Here is a 19,055-nt window from a genome sequence, read left to right as displayed (position 1 = left end):
AGTAAATCAATTACTTAAACTTATTACTCTTATGTGACATTTTTGTGAAATGATAACTCGGCACTTGTCATTTGTCGACAATTTTTGATATATTATAGATGTGAAATTAATCACAAACAAACATTTACCCCTTTGTTTGACCGTGAAAATTTCTCCCATCCCCTTTGTTGTCGTTAAGACATAAAAAAAGACCCTATACTTGTATAGGGTTTTTTATTTATCCTCTTTTTACCTAGAATAAGAGAATGAAAGTCATTGATTATCTATAAAACCTCTATCAGAGAATGTAAACTCCCATATATTATCCCTTATTTGCTATGCTATAAATAATAGATCACTAGTTCACGTCATTTGTTTAAGAAAAAGGTGGGGAAGTGCAGTGGAATGTAAAATAATACACCCAGGTGTAGCTGTTATTATATTTGATGAAGATGGGAGAGTTTTATTGCAAAAAAGAACGGATGTTGGGTTATGGGGAATTCCTTCAGGACATGTTGAGCCGGGGGAGACAGTTGAACAGGCGGCCAAACGAGAAGTGTTTGAAGAAACAGGTTATGATATTAGCATTGAAAGACTAATTGGAGTCTATTCTGATCCTACTTCACAAATATTTCATTATCCAAATGGAAAAGTGGTTCATTTTATTACAACGTATTTTCTTGCTAAGATTACTGGTGGTCATCTTAGTATAGATCCTGTGGAATCACTGGATGTGGCATTCTTTCCAGTTAATAAGTTGCCCAAAGGCCTTGTAACAATGCATCCAAAGTGGCTGGAGGATGCGCTGTCCTCAGAAGAAAAAGCTTTTATTAGATAAGGCATAAAAAAATAACCCCAATGGATCAGGTCTCACTAGAAAGAAGTGAGTACTGATTTATTGGAGTCATTTCTATTATTATTTTAATTAGTATCATTGTATTTCCAAAATGTTCCGTATTTAGCTTGAACTTTTTCAACTTTTTGAGAAAGTACAAGTTTTTTTAATTCCTTTTCTACTTCTGCTAATGTCATATCGTATACGGTAGCAATTTCTGCTGATGCCACAAATTGATAGTACTGTAAAAAGACTTCTAATGGTGGTGTATGTGAAGGCTTGATTACATCACCAATCATTTCTTTAAGAACTTGCACATACATATCGTATGAATAAATGCCAGTTATTTTTAAACCTTCCTCATCAACATCTTCACTGAAAAAAGCAAGTGTAGGTATTTCTTGGACATCCATTTCTGATGTGATTTTCAAATCACATTGTAAAGCTTTTGCGGTGCTTTGAGAATGTAAATCTTTTTGAAATTCATCAACGTCTAAACCAACATAGTCAGCAATTTCAACTAAAAGGCTCTCATCAGAAACATTTTTACTTTGAATGAATAATTGTTCTCGTAACTTTCGTAAATAACGAAGTCCAGCTTTTTTCCCTTGAAGCTCGGCCGATTTAATTGCGAGTGATGCAATATACGGACTTGAAAGTGGGTTATCAAGCCATACATTTCCGTCGCATGACATACCGGTTCGACTTGCCGTTTTCTCCCATGCTTCAGCTAATTTTTCAGGTCTCATTCTCTTTGAAACATTCAATGTAGCTAGTCGTCCACTTATTATATATTTTAAAGTAAACAGACGTCCGTACTCAATCTGTAGCTTTTTTATAATCGGTTCTAAAGCCCAGCATTCTGGACATAAAGGATCTACAAACATATAAATTTCTAAAGGTTTATCAGGATGCCCACTACACTGAGAGAAAAAGAGGGAGACATCTTTTTTCTCATGATTGCCCTTCATTTTTATTAACCTCTTTCTGAACATTGTCATCTTCATTATCTGCACTATTTACCATATGATGTGCAGTAAGGGTGAGACGATGCAATAAAAATTCCTTCACATTTTCTTCTAATTCAATCTCATTCATAGCTTTCTCCATACATGAGATCCATGCATTTGCACGAGAGGGTGTGATTTCAAAAGGAAGATGTCTAGCTCTTAGCATAGGGTGACCATGTTCTTCTGTGTAAATTTGTGGACCACCTAAATATTGTGTAAGGAACTGCTTTTGTTTCCGAGCTGTTTCAGTTAAATCATCTGGGAAAATTGGTGCTAGCAGTGGGTGATTTTGGACATTTCCATAAAAGGAATCAACAAGCTGCGAAAGTGTTTGCTCTCCAATCGCCTCATATGGTGTTAATTGTTGATCTGTCATGTTGATAGCTCCTTTAACGTTTGCTATTTATTTAACCTTGGACTCGGCCTAATTTAGTTGTCGATTTCCATATTTGTTAGGATCAGATCTTATCGGAAATTTTAATCAACAATGTTTAAATCTTAACTTGAGCCTTAAAAAGTAATCATTTACATTGGCTCTTTTCTAGGGACATATTGCTAATTGACTTAAAACAAGGAGTTATAAGGTCCTATCCTATTAAGAAAAGATACCATGAGTCTGTAAACTGTGCTGTATAAAATCCATTTTTTTATTAAGAAAGTAATTCAACGTCTTTATGACGTATTTATATTTTATCAAGTGAGTTTATATATCTCAAACAAATCGCTCGAAGATGATTGTAAAAGGCCCTTTTATTTCTGCATGTTGCTATTTTTAAAAAATCGATGATAAAAATAGAACACCTACTAAAATAGTAGGTGTGTGATTAATCATATTATACTTGATAGGTAGACGTGATTTTGCGAACATAGTTTTGCGTTTCTTTAAATGGGGGAATGCCACCATATTTGTCTACGTTTCCTGGTCCTGCATTATAAGCAGCTAGTGCTAGTGACACATCTCCATTATATTTAGAAAGCATTTTCTTTAAATATTTTGTACCGCCCTCTACGTTTTGAGACGCATCAAATGGGTTATCTACACCAAGAGAACGTGCGGTAGCAGGCATTAATTGCATAAGACCCATTGCTCCAGCATGGCTTTTTGCATTTGTCTTGAATCCTGATTCTTGTTGAATAACAGCTCGGATTAATTTTTCATCTACTCCATATTTAGCTGATGCTTTGGCAATGATATCATCGATTGTACCTGATCCTGAACTTATTGGTGATGTATGACTAGTGTTTATAGGTAGTTGAGATGAAGTTTTTAGCATCATGCTTGGTAAAGATGATAAAGAGACTGTCGTTTTTTCAGGAACAGTAGTACCCCCGGATTGACCAATAAATGCCTTTAATAAATCCTGAAAATTTGTATCGAACCCAGGATTGCTCATGCTTTTTGATGTGTTATTAAAGCTCTGTAATGCTTGAAGCTCCATCATTGTTTTATAGTATTTCATATTTATATCCAAGGTATTTACCCCATCTCTTTATATTTTTGCTCATAAAAGCGACGAATTTTATTTTTAGTATGACGAATGGGTATATTCAGTTCATCCAATAAATCAGAAAAAAACACTTTACCTTCGTTTTCATCTTGGACTTCATATTCTAGTTCGTAGTCTTCAACTGATAAATATTGACTATGATCTAAAACGATAAGTCCATTTTTATATTCTTTTTCAGCTCTTGTGGTAGACAGTGTCCCAAAATACGTAATGGTTTTATAATCAATGTCATGTCCGTTTAATCGTTCTGCAATTTGTCCTTCTATTAACTGACCTGAATGAATCATCTCATTAGCAACTTCTTCTGTAATGAATTGATGTGTTTCTAATAAGCCTATTGCAGCAGGCTCTTTCAATGTTAAACAATACTTATCTTGCTTCTTTCTTATTCGGAGAGCAGAGCCCAATTCTTTTAATGAAAATTGTGGTGTATCAAAATAATGATTTTCTTGAAAGAAAAACTCATGTTCTTTTATATTAAAAAAGTCTCTTATTTTTAAAAATTCCTCTTGAGTTAGTAAATTTTTAAACTCTATTTCAATTTCTTGTGACATAGTTAAGACCTCACATAGTTAGTATAATCGTTCTTTCTATTATCTCTTTTATTTTAATATCTCGCAATATTATCAAGTAACTTTTTAATATGGTAAAATAATCATGGACTGTAATGGAAGGAGATTACTATGAATAAAAGAATTGAACTTACAAAGGCAAACATTAACAACAAAACATTAGTATTAGAACCTGAAAGTACTCATAGTGAATTTGGTGAATTAAAAGCTAAAGGTCAAATGCTTGTTGATTCTGATCATTTAGCATTCATTTATATACTCGACTCGAGTGATGCATTTGTTTATGCAAGCTTACCACATTCGATATGGTCAGAATTAAGAACAGCTAAGGAAGACAACCTTCCTGTTATAGCAAAAATTGGTGATCAAGAATTAGAGCTAGTTGAATTGTCGGATGAATTAACATACCTTTTAGGCAATATAAAAGATAATGCAAACTATGGTGAAGAAATGGAAAATAAGGTTGTTGAGGCATTTCTATTAACATAATTTATTCTAGAAATAATTCTTTTACCGCTGGAAGATGATCTTAGCAAGTTTCTAGCATAAGTAAATCGTAGGTGAATTTACTAGGATGCAGCGAGTTAATTATTGTTCAAACTGGACCAATAATAAAAGCAAGCCTTTTGAAAACAGTGAGAATCCTTTATTTTCAAAAGAAATTTTCAAAATGTTTTTACCTGCCTCCATTTTTTAGTCAATATACCTACTTAACGGTTTTTAAGGGGGATGTAAATGCAAAGTGAACAATGGAAATCATTTTTAGCTCCATATAATCAAGCTGTAGAGGAATTAAAAGTAAAATTAAGAGGAATACGATCACAGTATGAATTAGAGCACTCACACTCACCAATTGAGTTTGTGACAGGTCGTGTTAAGCCGATAGCAAGTATTTTAGATAAAGCTAAAAGAAAAAATATCAACATGAATTCCATCGATGAAGAAATGCAGGATATTGCTGGAATAAGAATGATGTGTCAATTTGTTGACGATATAAAGGTCGTAGTAGATATGCTGAGAAGCAGAAATGACCTGGAAATAATTGAAGAACGTGATTATATCACAAGCAAAAAAGATAGTGGCTATCGGTCATATCATCTTGTTGTAAAATATCCTGTTCAAACAATTAAAGGTGAACAAAAGCTTTTAGTGGAGATACAAATTAGAACATTATCAATGAATTTCTGGGCAACTATTGAACATTCATTAAATTACAAATATAGTGGAAAAATACCAGATAATATTAAGGTCCGTTTAAAACGTGCAGCAGAGGCAGCATATTCTTTGGATGAGGAAATGTCTCAAATTCGTGGTGAGATCCAAGAAGCACATGTGATTTTTTCAAGAAAAACAGATAAAAATCGTCCTTAATTTCGTATATAATGTAATTATCCAAATTAAACATGAACGAAATCTTTTATAAAGGGGTAATATTGTATGAAATTCGCAATTTCATCAAAGGGTGATCCAGTTTCAAATTCTATAATGCAAAAAATGAAAACCTATTTGTTGGATTTTCAACTAGATTATGATGAGGATTGTCCAGATATTGTCATTTCTGTTGGAGGTGACGGTACCCTTTTATATGCTTTTCATCGATATAGAAGCAGGTTAGATAAAACTGCTTTTATAGGGGTTCATACTGGGCATCTGGGTTTTTATGCGGATTGGGTTCCTGATGAAATTGAGAAGCTTGTTATTGCCATTGCAAAAACACCTTATCAAGTTGTTGAATACCCAATATTAGAAGTGATTATTCGCCATAATGATGGTGGAAGAGAAGCAAGATATTTAGCATTAAATGAATGTACGGTAAAAAGTATTGAAGGTACTCTTGTGATGGATGTTGAAATTAAAGGACAGGCGTTTGAAACATTTCGTGGAGATGGCTTATGTATTTCAACCCCATCTGGAAGTACTGCATATAACAAAGCATTAGGTGGGGCGATATTACATCCTTCTTTACGTGCGGTTCAGCTGGCGGAAATGGCATCGATTAATAATCGAGTTTTTCGTACAATAGGATCACCACTTATTTTGCCAGAGCATCACACATGTATGCTGAAGCCAGTAAATGATGTTGATTTTCAAATAACGATCGACCATTTAACTCTTTTGCATAAAGATGTAAAATCCATTCAATGTCGTGTCGCGAATGAAAATGTTCGCTTTGCTCGCTTTAAGCCTTTTCCATTTTGGAAAAGAGTACGTGATTCTTTTGTCGGAGATATGTAAAAGATATAGAGTGATTTATCACAATAATGAGAAAAAGCAATTTAAATTAGTGTTTAATCTTGTGTTGGTCTTATGGATCTTAGAAATGGTGCTGTGAGCGGTTCATTACCGCTCTAGGATCATTTTTTCAATGTAAAACAAATCGTCCTCAGTGCACATGAAGATATCCTCCTATGTTCATAGAAACACCATAGTGATGAAATGAATCCACCACTGCTTCGACTTGAGTTTTAGATCCTGCTAATAACTCAAAGTAACCCCTAAAAATTATAGAACATTAAAAATAACAAAAGCTAAAACAGGTAGGTAAAGAACATGTCACCATTTCAACTTGAGTGGAAAATAGGTAAGCAGTTTGAAGGAATAGCTGTATCGGATTTTTTAAAAGAAAAGAAAATTTCTAAAAGGGCATTAACAGATATTAAATTTAATGGTGGTGATATTTTGGTTAATTCCGAACATATTACCGTTAGATATAAATTAAAAGAACATGACAAGCTGATTGTTATTTTTCCAGAGGAAATAAAGGGTCATGGCTTAGAGCCTGATGATCAAGTTCCTTTTACAATTGTTTATGAAGATGAACATTGTCTTGTTATAAATAAGCCACCACATGTTCCCTCTATTCCTTCAAGAAACCTTGAGAGAGGAACTCTTGCAAATGGATTGATTCATTACTACGAAAAAAGGGAGATATTATCAACGATACATATTGTGAATCGATTAGATAAAGACACTTCAGGATTAATGCTAGTAGCAAAGCATAGATATGCTCATTCATTATTTTCAGAGCAGCAAAAGAAGAAGGAAATTCACCGTACATATGAAGCTGTTGTAGAAGGAGTTATGACAGAGCACCAAGGGACAATATCAAGCCGCATTGGTCGAAAAAAAGATAGTATTATTGAAAGAGAAGTTACTGAATTAGGTCAAGAAGCTATTACACATTTTCATATACTAAAATCAATGAATGATAAAACTCATATTCAATTAGTTCTTGATACAGGGAGAACCCATCAAATTCGTGTTCACCTTTCATCTATTGGTCATCCTTTATGTGGAGATACACTATATAGGGGAAATGATACAGAAATAAATAGACAAGCACTTCATAGCTCACAGCTTACTTTTTGGCATCCTATCTTAGAAAAAAGCTTAGACTTTCATTCAGAAATGCCTTATGATATGAAGCAACTTTTAAAGTGATTTGCGATACATTTACTAAAGAAAATAAATGTAGCCTGACGTTCATATGAAAAAAAACTTGAAAGGCAGGCTACGTTATTTGTACCTTTTTACTTTATTCTCTCAGTAACATAAGGTAATGTAGATTCAACAGATATAACTTCATCCTCAGGATAGCGATAGGCTGTAAGCTTGTTTCCAAATACAGCACCTGTATCAATATTAATTGTTTTATTCGTTCGTTTTGGAGTTTTAACGGGTGTGTGACCATAAACAATCATTGCTTTTCCTTTATAATGCTTAGCCCAATCACGTCTTTCCGGAGTACCATCAGGATTTTTCTCGCCAGTAATATCACCATAAAGAACAAATGTTTTAACAGAATTACTGTTTTTCCCGATATAATCATCTCGAATCCCCGCATGTGCAACAATTAACTTCCCAGTATCTAGATTTTGATACAAAGGAGAATTTTCATAAAGAGCAATAAATCCAGATTTGATCTCTTTTTGCTTATCAGTAGGAAGCTGTTCAAATTCAGCAACAGTTGTTTCAAGTCCATGTGTGATCTGTACCTTATTACCAAGAAAGTAACGATAAAGCTTATTACAATGGTTTCCTGGAGAATAAAATGCTTTATTCTCTTTAATAAGACGACAAACTATTTCAATTACTTTTATAGAATTAGGTCCACGATCTGTTAAATCACCGACAAAGGAAAGCATACGATTTTTAGGGTGCAAAGGGATCCCTGTTGACCAATCATATCCTAATTGCAGTGTTAACTCTTCAAATTCATCAAAACAACCATGAATATCTCCTATCACATCGACTTTCATTTTTTTCACCTCTTATTATAAGGTTTGTTTTTAGCTATTTTACAGTTAGTAAACTGACGATATAAGACACTGTTTAAGTCTGATATTCATTTTTTCTTATATAGTTGATTATCTATCATGAAGAAGCTTTATAGTTTATGTAAATCTGACCGTAATTATTGGTTTAAAAAGATTAACAAAAAAAGTACCCTATTTTAAATAAGGTACCCATTGTAATGACAAAGTATAAATTTAAGCACAATTCGGTTAAATTTCACTCTTTCCTGCATGTTGTTTGATCAAGTACTGTTGTATCTCTATTTACTTAAGCATTACCATTTTTAATCAAACATATATTTTCGTGTTCGTGATCGAACATTAAGAACAATAGCAATAGCGACCATATAGGTTGCCAATGAACTCCCGCCATAGCTTACAAATGGTAGTGGTAAACCAGTAATAGGTAGGAGTCCAATTGTCATACCGACATTTTGGAACACCTGAAACGTGATCATTCCAATAACTCCTGTACATAAGTAGCTACCAAATGGATCATTGCTTTCTAATGCAATATGAATCATTCTGTATATTAATAAGAAGAAAAGTGAGATTACAACACTTCCCCCGATAAAACCGAATTGTTCTGAGATAACAGCAAAGATAAAATCAGTGTGTGCTTCTGGTAAATATACCTCAAGGTTTTGATAACCTTTACCATCGAGCTGCCCTGATCCAATTGCCATAAGTGATTTTACTAGTTGAAACCCTTGCTCTCCTGAATATTCATAGGGGTTTAGCCAGCCGTAAAATCTGTTTAACTGGTAGACTTCACCTCGTAAAATATATTTAAGGAAAAAGTCAGGGAATTTGAAAAAGATAAGCAGAAAGGCGCCAACAGAAAACAATGCAGTAAAAAGGGCTGGTAAAATAATTTTCCATTTTATTCCAGATATTAAGATGAGTGAGGCCATAATCGCACATATCACCATCGTCATTCCCATATCTGGCTGTCTCACTAATAAAAGTACCGGTGGTGCAGCAGTAGCAGCCAATTTACCTATAAGTAAAAAGTCATCACCAACAGTATTATTAGGATACTTTTCACGATGGTCAGCAATAACCTTACTCAACACAATGATCATAATAATCTTCATTAACTCTGAAGGTTGGAAGTTACCAAGTGGTCCAAGTCTATACCAACTTGTTGCACCTTTAATGGTTTGAACAATACCTTCAGGTAATACTTCTAGTCCTAATAATAAGAGCAATCCGAAGCCATATAAGTACCATGATAATTGTCTAAAGCGATCATAATCAATTAGCATTGTTACAACAACGGCCATTGAACCGATGATATACCATTGTATTTGTTTCATTGAAAAGTTAATACCTTGTAACACTTCAGGAAGTGTAGATTCTGCACTATTTATAGCAAGTGTACTAACAATTGCCAATAAAAATAAGATGAATATTAACGTATAATCTATTTGCTGCTGAGGGGATTTTTCGTTTGTCATTGGAGATCCCTTTCTAATCTAGAAACTTGAAATTTTGTACTAACTCATTGTATCATTAACCATCTTAATTTATTGTGAACGATTTGCAAAGAATATAGAAGAAATTTTCTTGAAGAACACTTTCGATTTTATTGCTTCATTCATTACTTATAGAATATTATAGTATTTGTGATAAGTAGCACAATATGATGAATTATAGATAAAATTGGCGAAACATATATAGAATTGTCTGGGTTATTCACTAAAATGGCACCTGAGAGGAGGAGCTATCATGTCAGAGGAGAGAGAAAAACTTGAACTTGAAGAAGGAACATTATTAACCGCAATTTCCGAAAATAATATGGATCAATTTCGGGAAATCTTTTTAGAACAGCATCCATATGACCAAGCAAAGTTCTTTGTGAGATTAGAAGATCACGATCGCTTAATAGTATATCATTTTTTATCTCCAGAAGAAATGGCTGCTGTATTTGAGAATATTGAAGATGAAGATGATCAATATGAGACATATTTATCTGAAATGGATCCCACTTTTGCTGCACAAATGTTGGCACAGATGTATGCCGATGATGCTGTTGATGTTTTAAATGAACTAGATAAAGATCAAGTTGCTAATTACTTAACCATCATGGACGATGATGCAGCTGAAGAAATCCGAGAGCTGCTTCATTATGAGGAATATACTGCCGGTAGTATCATGACGACGGAGTATATCGCAATACATGCGAATCAAACTGTTCATTCTGCTATGCAAATTCTAAAGAATGAAGCTCCAAATGCAGAAACCATTTATTATGTTTTTGTAATAGATGAGGATAAAAAACTTGTTGGGGTCATATCATTGAGAGATTTAATCATAAATGAACCTGATACAATGATTTCCGAAATAATGAACGAGCGTGTATATTCAGTTACTGTTGCTGTTGATCAAGAAGAAGTAGCTAGAAAGATGAAGGACTATAATTTCTTAGCACTTCCTGTTGTTGATTTTAGAGATCACTTACTTGGAATTATTACTGTCGATGATATAGTTGATGTTATCGATGAAGAAGCAAGTGAAGATTACTCAAGGCTTGCGGCTGTTTCAGATGTCGATTCACAGGATCGTGGACCATTTTCTGCAGCAAAATCTAGATTACCTTGGTTAATCATTTTGTTATTTTTAGGGATGTTCACTGCGAGTTTAATTGGAAGATTTGAAGAGACATTAGACAAGGTTGCGATGCTTGCCGTCTTTATTCCATTAATAGCTGGTATGGCTGGAAATACGGGTACACAGGCTTTAGCAGTAGCGGTTAGAAGAATATCTGTTGGTGATACGCAAGATCAAACTCTAGGGAAGTTAATTATTCGAGAAGCTGGAACAGGGGTAATTACTGGAACTATTTGTGGGTTTGTCGTAACCTTAGTTGTGTTTATATGGCAAGGAGATATTTTCTTAGGTACTCTTGTTGGGATATCGATTCTAGCGACATTAATCGTAGCAACAATAGCTGGTGCCTTCATCCCACTAATTATGCATCGTTTAAAGGTTGACCCTGCTGTTGCTTCTGGACCATTTATCACAACAATCAATGATATTCTCAGTATCTTAATTTATTTTGGTTTAGCTACTTTATTTATGCAATATTTAATTTAAACAATACATCCTATTTGACTTATGTAGAAATTATAGACAATATTGAAGCATATAAATACAAAATTCAAAGCATTTTATATATGCTTATTGTATAGATTATGCATACTCAAGAGCTAAATCAATAAACAAATGAATATAATCAATACTTATTTATATAAAGGAGGGATATGATGCACGGAGCATCCGTTACTTCATTAGTTATAGTCATTTTAGCTGCATTTTTAACACCCATTTTACTGCACCGCTTGAAAATGAATTTTATGCCGGTGGTTGTGGCTGAAATAATTGTAGGACTTATAATTGGTAAAAGTGGTTTCGATGTTGTTCATCAAGATATGTGGCTAGAAACACTTTCACTACTAGGATTTATTTTTCTTATGTTTTTAAGTGGATTAGAAATTGATTTTACTGCATTTGCAGGAGGTAAAAAGAAGGAAAAACTGCCTTCAGGGAAAGATGTCCCTAATGCGTTTGTAGTATCTCTCGTAGTATTTAGTGGCATATTTGCATTATCATTATTACTTTCATATGGGTTTGTTTGGATAGGTTTAATGGATAATGCCTTTTTAATGACACTAATCATTTCAACAATTTCACTAGGTGTTGTTGTACCAACCTTAAAAGATGCCCAAATAATGAAATCTAATATTGGGCAAATTATTTTACTTGTTGCGGTAGTAGCAGATTTAGTAACAATGATTCTTTTAGCCGTTTTTGCATCGATATATGGCGGGGGAGATAATAATACATGGCTATTATTAATTCTCTTTGGAGCTGGTGTAGCGCTGTACTTCTTAGGTAAAACCTTTAAAAATCGATCCTTTATTGAAACGATGTCTAAAGGAACGATTCAAATCGGTACAAGAGCAGTATTTACATTAATCATCCTCTTAGTAGCCATTTCTGAAACAATTGGAGCAGAGAATATTCTAGGTGCTTTCTTAGCAGGTGTACTTGTTTCATTATTATCACCAAATAAAGAAATGGTTCAGAAGCTTGATTCTTTCGGTTATGGTTTTCTTATTCCGATATTCTTTGTAATGGTAGGGGTAGAGCTAGACATTTGGGCATTGTTTAAAGACCCAAATATCTTCTTGTTAATTCCGTTATTATTTATAGCATTATTAATTTCGAAAATAGTACCAATCTTATATCTAAGAAGATGGTATGACTTAAAAACAACATTAGCTTCTGGTTTCCTTCTAACTTCGACTCTTTCATTGGTTATTGCTGCTGCGACTATTGGTGAAAGAATGGAGATTATTACATCAGAAATGTCAGGAGCGCTCATTTTAGTAGCTGTAATTACAAGTATAGTCACGCCAATCTTCTTTAAAAAGCTTTTTCCAAAAAGTGAATCAGAGCAAACGAAGATCAAGGTTTCCTTTATTGGCGCAAACCAAATGTCATTACCAGTTACAAGAGAGTTAAATCCAGAGCTTTATGAAACAACAGTTTATCATGTACATCAAGATAAAATAGATAAGCAAATATCACAATCGCTTTTTGATATCCGAGAAGTTATAGACTTTAATTTAGATACTTTAAAAGAACAAAATGCATTTGATGTAGATTTAATTGTCGTTGCGACTGGAAATGAAGATAGAAATGCAGAGATTGCATTGTTTGCTAAAGAGCAGGAAGTTGAACGCGTGATTGCAAGTGTAGCTTCTCCAGATTTGGGAGCAAAGCTTAAGGATAAGGGTATTGATATTTTCTCCACACTGCTTTCGACAAAAACAATGCTACGCGCACTCATTGAAGCACCAAGTGTTATGAGAATTTTAACAAATCAAGAAACAACACTTTACCAAATTAATTTAAATAATGCGAAATATGATAATATCCTATTACGTAATTTCCCGTTTACTGGAGATATTATCTTTGTACGTATCTTTAGAGGGAAAGATTCACTTGTACCACATGGAGACACAGACTTGAAGCTTGGGGATCGTTTGATTGTGACAGGTTCAAGAGAATATGTGAATGAGTTACGCCAAGAGCTAGAGTTTAATTATTAAATTTTTAGTGTTGACATATACCTTAGCACTAAAAGTATTAGTGAATTTGTTTTTATATACAGTAAGTCATTTTGAACGTAGTTTGATTGTTTCAAGTGAAATTAATTAAAAATCCTGCATTGAAATGCAGGATTTTTTTTATTCAACAAACAGGTGATTGTGGAGTAACTTTTTTATGACGTAGTAGACAATAATTACGACATAAAACAAGTTCCTATTTATTTTCAGGAACTTGTGTATTCGGGGATTTTCTAATAATGGCTATAAAAGTTCTAGATATCAAAAATGTAATTGTTATCGTATAAAAACTAGTAAAGGAACTCCAGCCTTTTTTAAATTTTATCAAACTTGTTCTAGTTTCAAAAAAATGTTCCACTAAAGTCATTGGTACACTAAAGTAAAGTGACTTCATAAAAACTGCAAGTAAATTGGATGATTTTGTTACTTGATTATAATATACGCAGGCGATAGGGTAGAGCAAGTAATCGAATATAAAACTAATATCAAACAACTTGAATAACTTAACTGGATAAGAAATATAGCCTTTTTTTGCAAGTAACTGATCTAGAATTGAGGAGAGATATCCTTTAAATAAAAAAATAAGCATCCAGTCTTTAACTGGAGTTTTTCTCATTAAATTAAAAAAAGAAACTAAACCAAATATCAACAAAAATCTAAGCGTATATTTTTCAAATTTATTCATAAATTGTCCTTCCGATAATCTTATTTAAGTTAATAATATGTTACCTAATCTCGGAGAAATTATTCTCTGTTTATGTCGTATTTCAAGAATACTATTCAATAGAGAGTGGATCTTCCGTAATCGGGCGTTTTTCTGGAACAATGAAAGTTGCTTATTTCTGACTTAAGAATATATAGAATTGATGGAAATTACGAAGGAGTGAAAATGCATGGCTATGATTATTTATAATACCTCATTCGCTGAAGTATTAATAAAACACAGAACAGGAAACTGTGGTAGGTGTGGAAAAGAAGTATTTTTATTTGATCATGAAGTTTGGCTTTATTGCGAATGATGTTGTGATCATTGTTTAGAAGTTGATACATAGTTCCTTAAAAACTGGAGGAGGAAAAGATGCAAGACAGACTCAGTAAACTTTTTCTTCAGAATCTAATTGTTATGGATGATTCTCAGCTGCAATGGGTAATTATAAAGAAAAATACAGTGATTGGGAAAAAGAATACGCCCAGAAAGAGTTAGACAGGAGAAGGGAAAATGATAACAGCAAAAAGTTATCTTAGTGGTGCTGGAGGAATGGATCTAGGAATGAACGAGTCAGGGATAGATGTTCTTGAATCCCTCGAAATAGATAAAGTCGGATGGGAAACGTTAAGGATGAACTTTAACCATAAAGTGGATGAAACTGATATTACAAAGATCACTATGCTAGATCAACAAGATGCAGATGTTTATATCGGCACTTTCCCTTGAAATAAATACAGTCGTATTGCTGATATTTCTGGCACAAGAACAGGTGATGTTTATTCCTACACTTCTCTAGACATGTAGCTTTAGCACAACCGGAAGTGTACATTGTCGAGAATGTTCTTGGAATTGTCGAAGAAATTAAAAGATACTTTGCTGCGTAATCTAAGGAAACTTGTAATAAAAAAGACCTGTCATTATTCAGTTTCAGATGATTATAACATCTAAAAACAATCTTACCCATTCTGGATCAAGTATTTTATCATTTATCCTGCTTTGTTTCACTACTACTTTTGCACTGTGTATGTAAAGGGTTAAATTCTTTGTCGTGTTATATATTACGGGTGCGTCAATTTAATAATCAATAAAAGAGGGGATCTTCGAATATGAAGATCCTTTTTCAATGCCTATTACATATAATTAACAAATAAACTATGTTATAAGCGAAAGTGTGGATATGAACAAAATAAGCAAAGCAAAATTGTATTTATTTATTCCGAGGGTAAAGACTTCTTAGGGGTCTCAAAATAACCCCGCTACTACATCATGTTATTTTTATTCGAGTCGCGTGATAACAAGGTGTGCTGAAACAGGCTCTGTTCCTCCAGCGAGAGGAGTGATGGTTAGTGCTGTGGAATTGTCAGCAGGATTTCGGACAGTTAGTATTGAATTGATGGTTGAAGTTGTCACAAGAGCTATTCCAACTATCTGAGAAGTTCCAGTTGCACGCCCGACCACCGTATAGGGTAGTTCAACATCATTGATAGTTAAGACCAACTGACCAGCTTCGGTGACACTTACTTGAAACAAAACCTGATAAGTGCCAATTTCAGCCAAGTTAAATGTATCAGCACTAGCGCGGGCAATTAGTCCATTAGCACTAATAGGTCCATCTTGCGGAAAATCTACATCTCCACCGATAGCAACTGTTGCTACATTATCTGGAGGCATCAAAGCATAAAAATCTGCAAACGCTAATACTCCTCCAGCAGGCCCTTGAGGTCCAGTAGCCCCCGTTTCCCCTTGAGGTCCAACAGGCCCTTGAGGTCCAGTAGCCCCTGTTTCCCCTTGAGGTCCAGCAGGTCCTTGAGGTCCAACAGGCCCTTGAGGTCCAGTAGCCCCTGTTTCCCCTTGAGGTCCAACAGGCCCTTGAGGTCCAGTAGCCCCTGTTTCCCCTTGAGGTCCAACAGGCCCTTGAGGTCCAGTAGCCCCTGTTTCCCCTTGAGGTCCAGCAGGTCCTTGAGGTCCAGTAGCCCCTGTTTCCCCTTGAGGTCCAACAGGCCCTTGAGGTCCAGTAGCTCCCGTTTCCCCCCTTGCTCCTCGTGGCCCGCGTGGCCCAGCAGGTCCGATGTCTCCCTGTGGTCCTCGTGGTCCTCGTGGTCCTGGAGGGCAATCGCAGGATTTTTTCTTTTTCGAAAAATTTGGACAGCATCCTATTTTCCCGAAGTTATTTTCAGTAATTTTCAAAATTATCAACTCCTTTCACTACAAATAGAATATGCTTTTAAAACATACCTGACAGGGCTAATAAGTTAAATGGGTGAGTTTACATGAGATAATTAGTTATTTTATGAAGAAATAATTTTGGTTATATTTAAAAAGGAAAAAACATATCTGGAGGAGTACTTGTTTTAGTCAGCTGGATCCATGAGAACACAAACTGAAACTTTAAAGGTGAGAGAACTATGGGGTTGGTTTACCTCTAGTGGTAATTGGTCACCGCTTATTAGGAATCTAGAATGGGTTGAAAAACATATAGAAGATCAAGAAGATGAAATTATAAATGTATTATTTGCCACTAGTGTTGCATAAATAATTACAGAATTTTCAGTTTTAATTATTGCTACGTTTTGAGCCAAAAAAGTAAATGTTCAACTAAAGTGGCTCTATCCATTTAGAAAAAATAATTTACAATTAGACTAGTATGACATTGACAGTTTACTCATTATGGGATGACTTTCCCTTCAATCTTCCTAAGCCAGTTATTCGATGGCTTCCATAACGCAGCGCTTAAATAACGACTAATCTGTAAGGTTTTTCGAATGCTTTTTGTTTCTAGTTGTACGAGCACATGAAGACAAAAAACAAAAAGTACGATAAACACTTGATTCTGAATCGCCCATTCGCTTTGTAAGCTAAAAGGTTAAATATCTACTAAAAGTATTATTTTATTCTACACATTTATAGGCTATTTTCACCAAAAATTGAAATTAGAACCATAATATTTCTTGTAGAATTATCTTTTTCCTTGAAAGATAAAAATCATTTGGTATGATAGAATTAAATATTATAAAGATAACCGCTAGGGGTGCCCTAATTTTCAAGGGCTGAGATTAAAGTGTTACTTTAAGACCCTCATAACCTGATCTGGATTATACCAGCGTAGGGAAGTGGATTACGGCATATTACTTATGTATGTAAACCACTTTCTTACAATGAAAGTGGTTTTTTGCATTTATTTATAAAACTTAACTCTTTTCTAAAAGAATGTTGTTATTAGCTTTAAAACTAGTTTATGTTTTTTGAGCTGAGATATTGAAATAAAATAAATTAGGTGAGCATCATGGAAATACATGTAATAACTGATGGCAAACAATCAATCGATGATTTAGTAAAGAGAATTATGATTTGTCATGAAAAAGTGGATTATATCCATATTCGAGAAAGAAACAAAACAGCATCAGAGCTGATGGATATTGTTTCTAAATTAATCACACTAGGTGTTCCAAAAGAAAAATTAGTCATAAATGATAGACTTGATGTTGCTATACTAAATCACACCCCTAATGTTCATTTACCTGGTCATAGTTTCTCAATAGAGGATGTGAAAAGATTTAATTCAACATTAAGAGTAGGTAGTTCTGTTCATTCTGTAGAAGAAGCTCTGATTTGTGAAAAAGCTGGTGCTGATTATGTTATCTTTGGTCATATTTTTGAGACAAATTCAAAACAAAATCTTGCGCCTAGAGGTGTAAAACAATTACGTGAAATACTTGAGAAAATTGAAATTCCTGTTATTGCAATTGGAGGAATTGATCCTTCAAATATAAGTGAACTTAAAGGGTTAAAGCTAAAGGGAATTGCAGTTATGTCTTATGTTATGCAAAGCGATGACCCAAATACTGCTTTAAAGAAATTGAGAAAATCGATCGCAAAGGGGTGATTCATAATGAATGCGAAATTTGATGTTGGGATTATTGGTGGAGGAATAATTGGTCAATCTATTGCTTATCAGCTAGCTAAGGAAAATATCTCAGTTGTTGTATTAGAAGGTAATAAAGTTGGAGCAGGTGCAACAAGTGCTGCAGCTGGTATGTTAGGAGCAAATTCTGAGCTTGAAAGCAATGATGCTTTCTTTCAATTTGCTAAAGAAAGTCAACAGCAATATAAAGCCTTAAGTGATGAACTTACTAACTTATCACAAATTAATATCCAGCATGTTGACAAAGGAATGTATAAGCTTGCTTTTACAGAGATAGAAGCCGATGAGTTGAAAGCGGCTTATAAAGAACATCATTCACTAGAATGGCATTCAAAACAGCAGGTATTAGCTATGGAGCCTAATCTTTCTCAGGAAATTGTGGGAGGACTTTATATACCAGAAGATGGTCACGTTTCCCCAAAACATGTATGTGCGGCTTTTTCAAAATCTGCTAGTTTACTAGGTGCTGTGATAGTTGAAAACTCTCCCGTTCATTCGATAAAAAAAATTGGTGTAGAAGAGTATATTCTTTCTACAACACAAAGCACTTATAATTGTAGTCATATTGTGATTGCAAATGGTGTATGGAGTGATTATTTCTTTAAAAAGCTTGCTTTAGAGATAAAGATCAAGCCTGTTAAAGGAGAATGTCTTGCTGTATCTAGCGAAAATATTAGTCTGGAAAAAACGATTTTCTATGATCATTGCTATATTGTTCCTAAAGGTGATGGTCGATTAGTGGTTGGTGCTACAATGGTCGAAAATGATTGGAGTACAACACCAACACTTGGAGGTATTCAGTCGCTGATCGAAAAAACAACTCCGATTCTACCAACTATTAAATCTGCAAAGCTACTTGAAACATGGGCAGGATTAAGACCACAAACGGATGATGGTAAACCTTATATTGGTCAGCATCCAAATGGAGAAAATATTTATTTTGCAACAGGGCATTATCGAAATGGTATTTTACTTGCACCAAAAACAGGGACATTGGTTAGAGATTTAATCTTAAAAAGAAAACTAAATGAAGACTATGTAGAAGCTTTTTCCATCACACGTAATCTAGCAAAGGTAGTGAGGTGAT

20 protein-coding genes, 1 pseudogene and 1 riboswitch are annotated in these 19,055 nt (G+C 34.2%); of the genes and pseudogenes, 12 read left to right on the top strand and 9 right to left on the bottom strand.

Going from position 1 to position 19,055, the window contains the following annotated elements:
• Positions 1 to 379: 379 nt before the first annotated feature.
• On the top strand, positions 380 to 817 hold the full coding sequence (locus JOC75_RS09980) for an NUDIX domain-containing protein (RefSeq protein WP_204953905.1): 438 nt from the start codon (positions 380 to 382) through the stop codon (positions 815 to 817).
• 83 nt (positions 818 to 900) lie between these two features.
• Here the strand turns inward: JOC75_RS09980 and JOC75_RS09975 are convergent, their stop codons facing one another.
• The 4 genes from JOC75_RS09975 to JOC75_RS09960 form a co-directional block, all read right to left on the bottom strand.
• A complete protein-coding gene (locus JOC75_RS09975) occupies positions 901 to 1,785 on the bottom strand; it encodes a ClpXP adapter SpxH family protein (RefSeq protein WP_204953904.1) in 885 nt (294 codons plus the stop codon).
• A complete protein-coding gene (locus tag JOC75_RS09970) occupies positions 1,769 to 2,200 on the bottom strand; it encodes a globin domain-containing protein (protein WP_146948944.1) in 432 nt (143 codons plus the stop codon). The genes JOC75_RS09975 and JOC75_RS09970 overlap by 17 nt, the downstream gene beginning before the upstream one ends.
• Before the next feature lie 457 nt (positions 2,201 to 2,657).
• Entirely contained in the window at positions 2,658 to 3,290 is a 633-nt protein-coding gene (locus tag JOC75_RS09965; RefSeq protein WP_338036578.1) for a lytic transglycosylase domain-containing protein, read from the bottom strand.
• Positions 3,291 to 3,301: 11 nt separating this feature from the next.
• Positions 3,302 to 3,886: a CYTH domain-containing protein gene (locus JOC75_RS09960; RefSeq protein WP_204953903.1), complete on the bottom strand. Its 585-nt coding sequence runs from the start codon at positions 3,884 to 3,886 to the stop codon at positions 3,302 to 3,304.
• Between the two features lie 129 nt (positions 3,887 to 4,015).
• On the opposite strand from JOC75_RS09960, the gene JOC75_RS09955 reads away from it, so the two are divergent.
• The 4 genes from JOC75_RS09955 (at position 4,016) to JOC75_RS09940 (ending at position 7,345) form a co-directional block, all read left to right on the top strand.
• Positions 4,016 to 4,393: a UPF0738 family protein gene (locus tag JOC75_RS09955; protein WP_146948942.1), complete on the top strand. Its 378-nt coding sequence runs from the start codon at positions 4,016 to 4,018 to the stop codon at positions 4,391 to 4,393.
• 246 nt (positions 4,394 to 4,639) lie between these two features.
• Complete coding sequence (yjbM, locus tag JOC75_RS09950) at positions 4,640 to 5,275, top strand: GTP diphosphokinase (protein WP_204953902.1); 636 nt, start codon at positions 4,640 to 4,642, stop codon at positions 5,273 to 5,275.
• A gap of 66 nt (positions 5,276 to 5,341) precedes the next feature.
• Entirely contained in the window at positions 5,342 to 6,139 is a 798-nt protein-coding gene (locus JOC75_RS09945) for an NAD kinase (RefSeq protein ID WP_146948940.1), read from the top strand.
• Between the two features lie 315 nt (positions 6,140 to 6,454).
• Positions 6,455 to 7,345 (top strand): RluA family pseudouridine synthase, encoded by an 891-nt coding sequence (locus tag JOC75_RS09940; protein WP_204953901.1) that lies wholly within the window; start codon positions 6,455 to 6,457, stop codon positions 7,343 to 7,345.
• Positions 7,346 to 7,434: 89 nt separating this feature from the next.
• Here the strand turns inward: JOC75_RS09940 and prpE are convergent, their stop codons facing one another.
• Positions 7,435 to 8,163: a bis(5'-nucleosyl)-tetraphosphatase PrpE gene (gene prpE, locus JOC75_RS09935; RefSeq protein WP_204953899.1), complete on the bottom strand. Its 729-nt coding sequence runs from the start codon at positions 8,161 to 8,163 to the stop codon at positions 7,435 to 7,437.
• 320 nt (positions 8,164 to 8,483) lie between these two features.
• Positions 8,484 to 9,659 (bottom strand): FtsW/RodA/SpoVE family cell cycle protein, encoded by a 1,176-nt coding sequence (locus tag JOC75_RS09930; protein ID WP_204953898.1) that lies wholly within the window; start codon positions 9,657 to 9,659, stop codon positions 8,484 to 8,486.
• A gap of 271 nt (positions 9,660 to 9,930) precedes the next feature.
• On the opposite strand from JOC75_RS09930, the gene mgtE reads away from it, so the two are divergent.
• Positions 9,931 to 11,298, top strand: a complete 1,368-nt coding sequence (gene mgtE, locus JOC75_RS09925; RefSeq protein WP_204953897.1) for a magnesium transporter — start codon at positions 9,931 to 9,933, stop codon at positions 11,296 to 11,298.
• 167 nt (positions 11,299 to 11,465) lie between these two features.
• A complete protein-coding gene (locus tag JOC75_RS09920; protein ID WP_204953896.1) occupies positions 11,466 to 13,319 on the top strand; it encodes a monovalent cation:proton antiporter family protein in 1,854 nt (617 codons plus the stop codon).
• A 214-nt stretch (positions 13,320 to 13,533) separates the two neighbouring features.
• On the opposite strand, the gene JOC75_RS09915 is transcribed toward JOC75_RS09920, so the two are convergent.
• Complete coding sequence (locus tag JOC75_RS09915) at positions 13,534 to 14,022, bottom strand: CBO0543 family protein (protein WP_204953895.1); 489 nt, start codon at positions 14,020 to 14,022, stop codon at positions 13,534 to 13,536.
• Between the two features lie 393 nt (positions 14,023 to 14,415).
• Here JOC75_RS09915 and JOC75_RS24245 point away from each other — a divergent pair, with 393 nt between their 5' ends.
• Positions 14,416 to 14,541: a hypothetical protein gene (locus tag JOC75_RS24245; protein WP_275580291.1), complete on the top strand. Its 126-nt coding sequence runs from the start codon at positions 14,416 to 14,418 to the stop codon at positions 14,539 to 14,541.
• A gap of 15 nt (positions 14,542 to 14,556) precedes the next feature.
• Complete coding sequence (locus tag JOC75_RS09910; RefSeq protein ID WP_239589394.1) at positions 14,557 to 14,772, top strand: DNA cytosine methyltransferase; 216 nt, start codon at positions 14,557 to 14,559, stop codon at positions 14,770 to 14,772.
• A 549-nt stretch (positions 14,773 to 15,321) separates the two neighbouring features.
• Here JOC75_RS09910 and JOC75_RS09905 read toward each other — a convergent pair.
• Positions 15,322 to 16,233: a collagen-like protein gene (locus JOC75_RS09905; RefSeq protein WP_239589393.1), complete on the bottom strand. Its 912-nt coding sequence runs from the start codon at positions 16,231 to 16,233 to the stop codon at positions 15,322 to 15,324.
• 180 nt (positions 16,234 to 16,413) lie between these two features.
• On the opposite strand from JOC75_RS09905, the gene JOC75_RS09900 reads away from it, so the two are divergent.
• Positions 16,414 to 16,578, top strand: a complete 165-nt coding sequence (locus tag JOC75_RS09900) for a hypothetical protein (RefSeq protein ID WP_204953892.1) — start codon at positions 16,414 to 16,416, stop codon at positions 16,576 to 16,578.
• Between the two features lie 133 nt (positions 16,579 to 16,711).
• Here the strand turns inward: JOC75_RS09900 and JOC75_RS09895 are convergent.
• A pseudogene (locus JOC75_RS09895) lies at positions 16,712 to 16,897 on the bottom strand (IS4 family transposase); the annotation flags it as partial.
• 163 nt (positions 16,898 to 17,060) lie between these two features.
• A riboswitch (TPP riboswitch) is annotated at positions 17,061 to 17,172 on the top strand.
• Between the two features lie 157 nt (positions 17,173 to 17,329).
• On the opposite strand from JOC75_RS09895, the gene tenI reads away from it, so the two are divergent.
• Positions 17,330 to 17,929, top strand: a complete 600-nt coding sequence (tenI, locus tag JOC75_RS09890; protein WP_204953891.1) for a thiazole tautomerase TenI — start codon at positions 17,330 to 17,332, stop codon at positions 17,927 to 17,929.
• A 6-nt stretch (positions 17,930 to 17,935) separates the two neighbouring features.
• The gene (gene thiO / locus JOC75_RS09885; protein ID WP_204953890.1) at positions 17,936 to 19,054 is read left to right on the top strand and encodes a glycine oxidase ThiO; all 1,119 of its coding nucleotides are present in this window, start codon (positions 17,936 to 17,938) and stop codon (positions 19,052 to 19,054) included.
• Position 19,055 lies beyond the last annotated feature (1 nt).

It is taken from the genome of Metabacillus crassostreae (assembly GCF_016908395.1).
Taxonomy (GTDB): Bacteria; Bacillota; Bacilli; order Bacillales; family Bacillaceae; genus Metabacillus; species Metabacillus crassostreae.
The sequence above is the reverse complement of the archived record's forward strand: the minus strand, read 5'-3'. Positions and strand labels throughout refer to the sequence as shown.

Excerpts from the sequence above, each read along its gene's own strand:
- JOC75_RS09975 (WP_204953904.1), bottom strand. The coding sequence starts at position 1,785 with ATGAAGGGCAATCATGAGAAAAAAGATGTCTCCCTCTTTTTCTCTCAG.
- JOC75_RS09940 (WP_204953901.1), top strand. The coding sequence starts at position 6,455 with ATGTCACCATTTCAACTTGAGTGGAAAATAGGTAAGCAGTTTGAAGGA.
- JOC75_RS09930 (WP_204953898.1), bottom strand. The coding sequence starts at position 9,659 with ATGACAAACGAAAAATCCCCTCAGCAGCAAATAGATTATACGTTAATA.
- thiO (WP_204953890.1), top strand. The coding sequence starts at position 17,936 with ATGAATGCGAAATTTGATGTTGGGATTATTGGTGGAGGAATAATTGGT.
- JOC75_RS09900 (WP_204953892.1), top strand. The coding sequence starts at position 16,414 with ATGAGAACACAAACTGAAACTTTAAAGGTGAGAGAACTATGGGGTTGG.
- JOC75_RS09910 (WP_239589394.1), top strand. The coding sequence starts at position 14,557 with ATGATAACAGCAAAAAGTTATCTTAGTGGTGCTGGAGGAATGGATCTA.
- mgtE (WP_204953897.1), top strand. The coding sequence starts at position 9,931 with ATGTCAGAGGAGAGAGAAAAACTTGAACTTGAAGAAGGAACATTATTA.
- JOC75_RS09955 (WP_146948942.1), top strand. The coding sequence starts at position 4,016 with ATGAATAAAAGAATTGAACTTACAAAGGCAAACATTAACAACAAAACA.
- tenI (WP_204953891.1), top strand. The coding sequence starts at position 17,330 with ATGGAAATACATGTAATAACTGATGGCAAACAATCAATCGATGATTTA.
- JOC75_RS09920 (WP_204953896.1), top strand. The coding sequence starts at position 11,466 with ATGATGCACGGAGCATCCGTTACTTCATTAGTTATAGTCATTTTAGCT.
- JOC75_RS09945 (WP_146948940.1), top strand. The coding sequence starts at position 5,342 with ATGAAATTCGCAATTTCATCAAAGGGTGATCCAGTTTCAAATTCTATA.
- JOC75_RS09970 (WP_146948944.1), bottom strand. The coding sequence starts at position 2,200 with ATGACAGATCAACAATTAACACCATATGAGGCGATTGGAGAGCAAACA.
- JOC75_RS09915 (WP_204953895.1), bottom strand. The coding sequence starts at position 14,022 with ATGAATAAATTTGAAAAATATACGCTTAGATTTTTGTTGATATTTGGT.
- JOC75_RS09960 (WP_204953903.1), bottom strand. The coding sequence starts at position 3,886 with ATGTCACAAGAAATTGAAATAGAGTTTAAAAATTTACTAACTCAAGAG.
- JOC75_RS24245 (WP_275580291.1), top strand. The coding sequence starts at position 14,416 with ATGCAAGACAGACTCAGTAAACTTTTTCTTCAGAATCTAATTGTTATG.
- yjbM (WP_204953902.1), top strand. The coding sequence starts at position 4,640 with ATGCAAAGTGAACAATGGAAATCATTTTTAGCTCCATATAATCAAGCT.
- prpE (WP_204953899.1), bottom strand. The coding sequence starts at position 8,163 with ATGAAAGTCGATGTGATAGGAGATATTCATGGTTGTTTTGATGAATTT.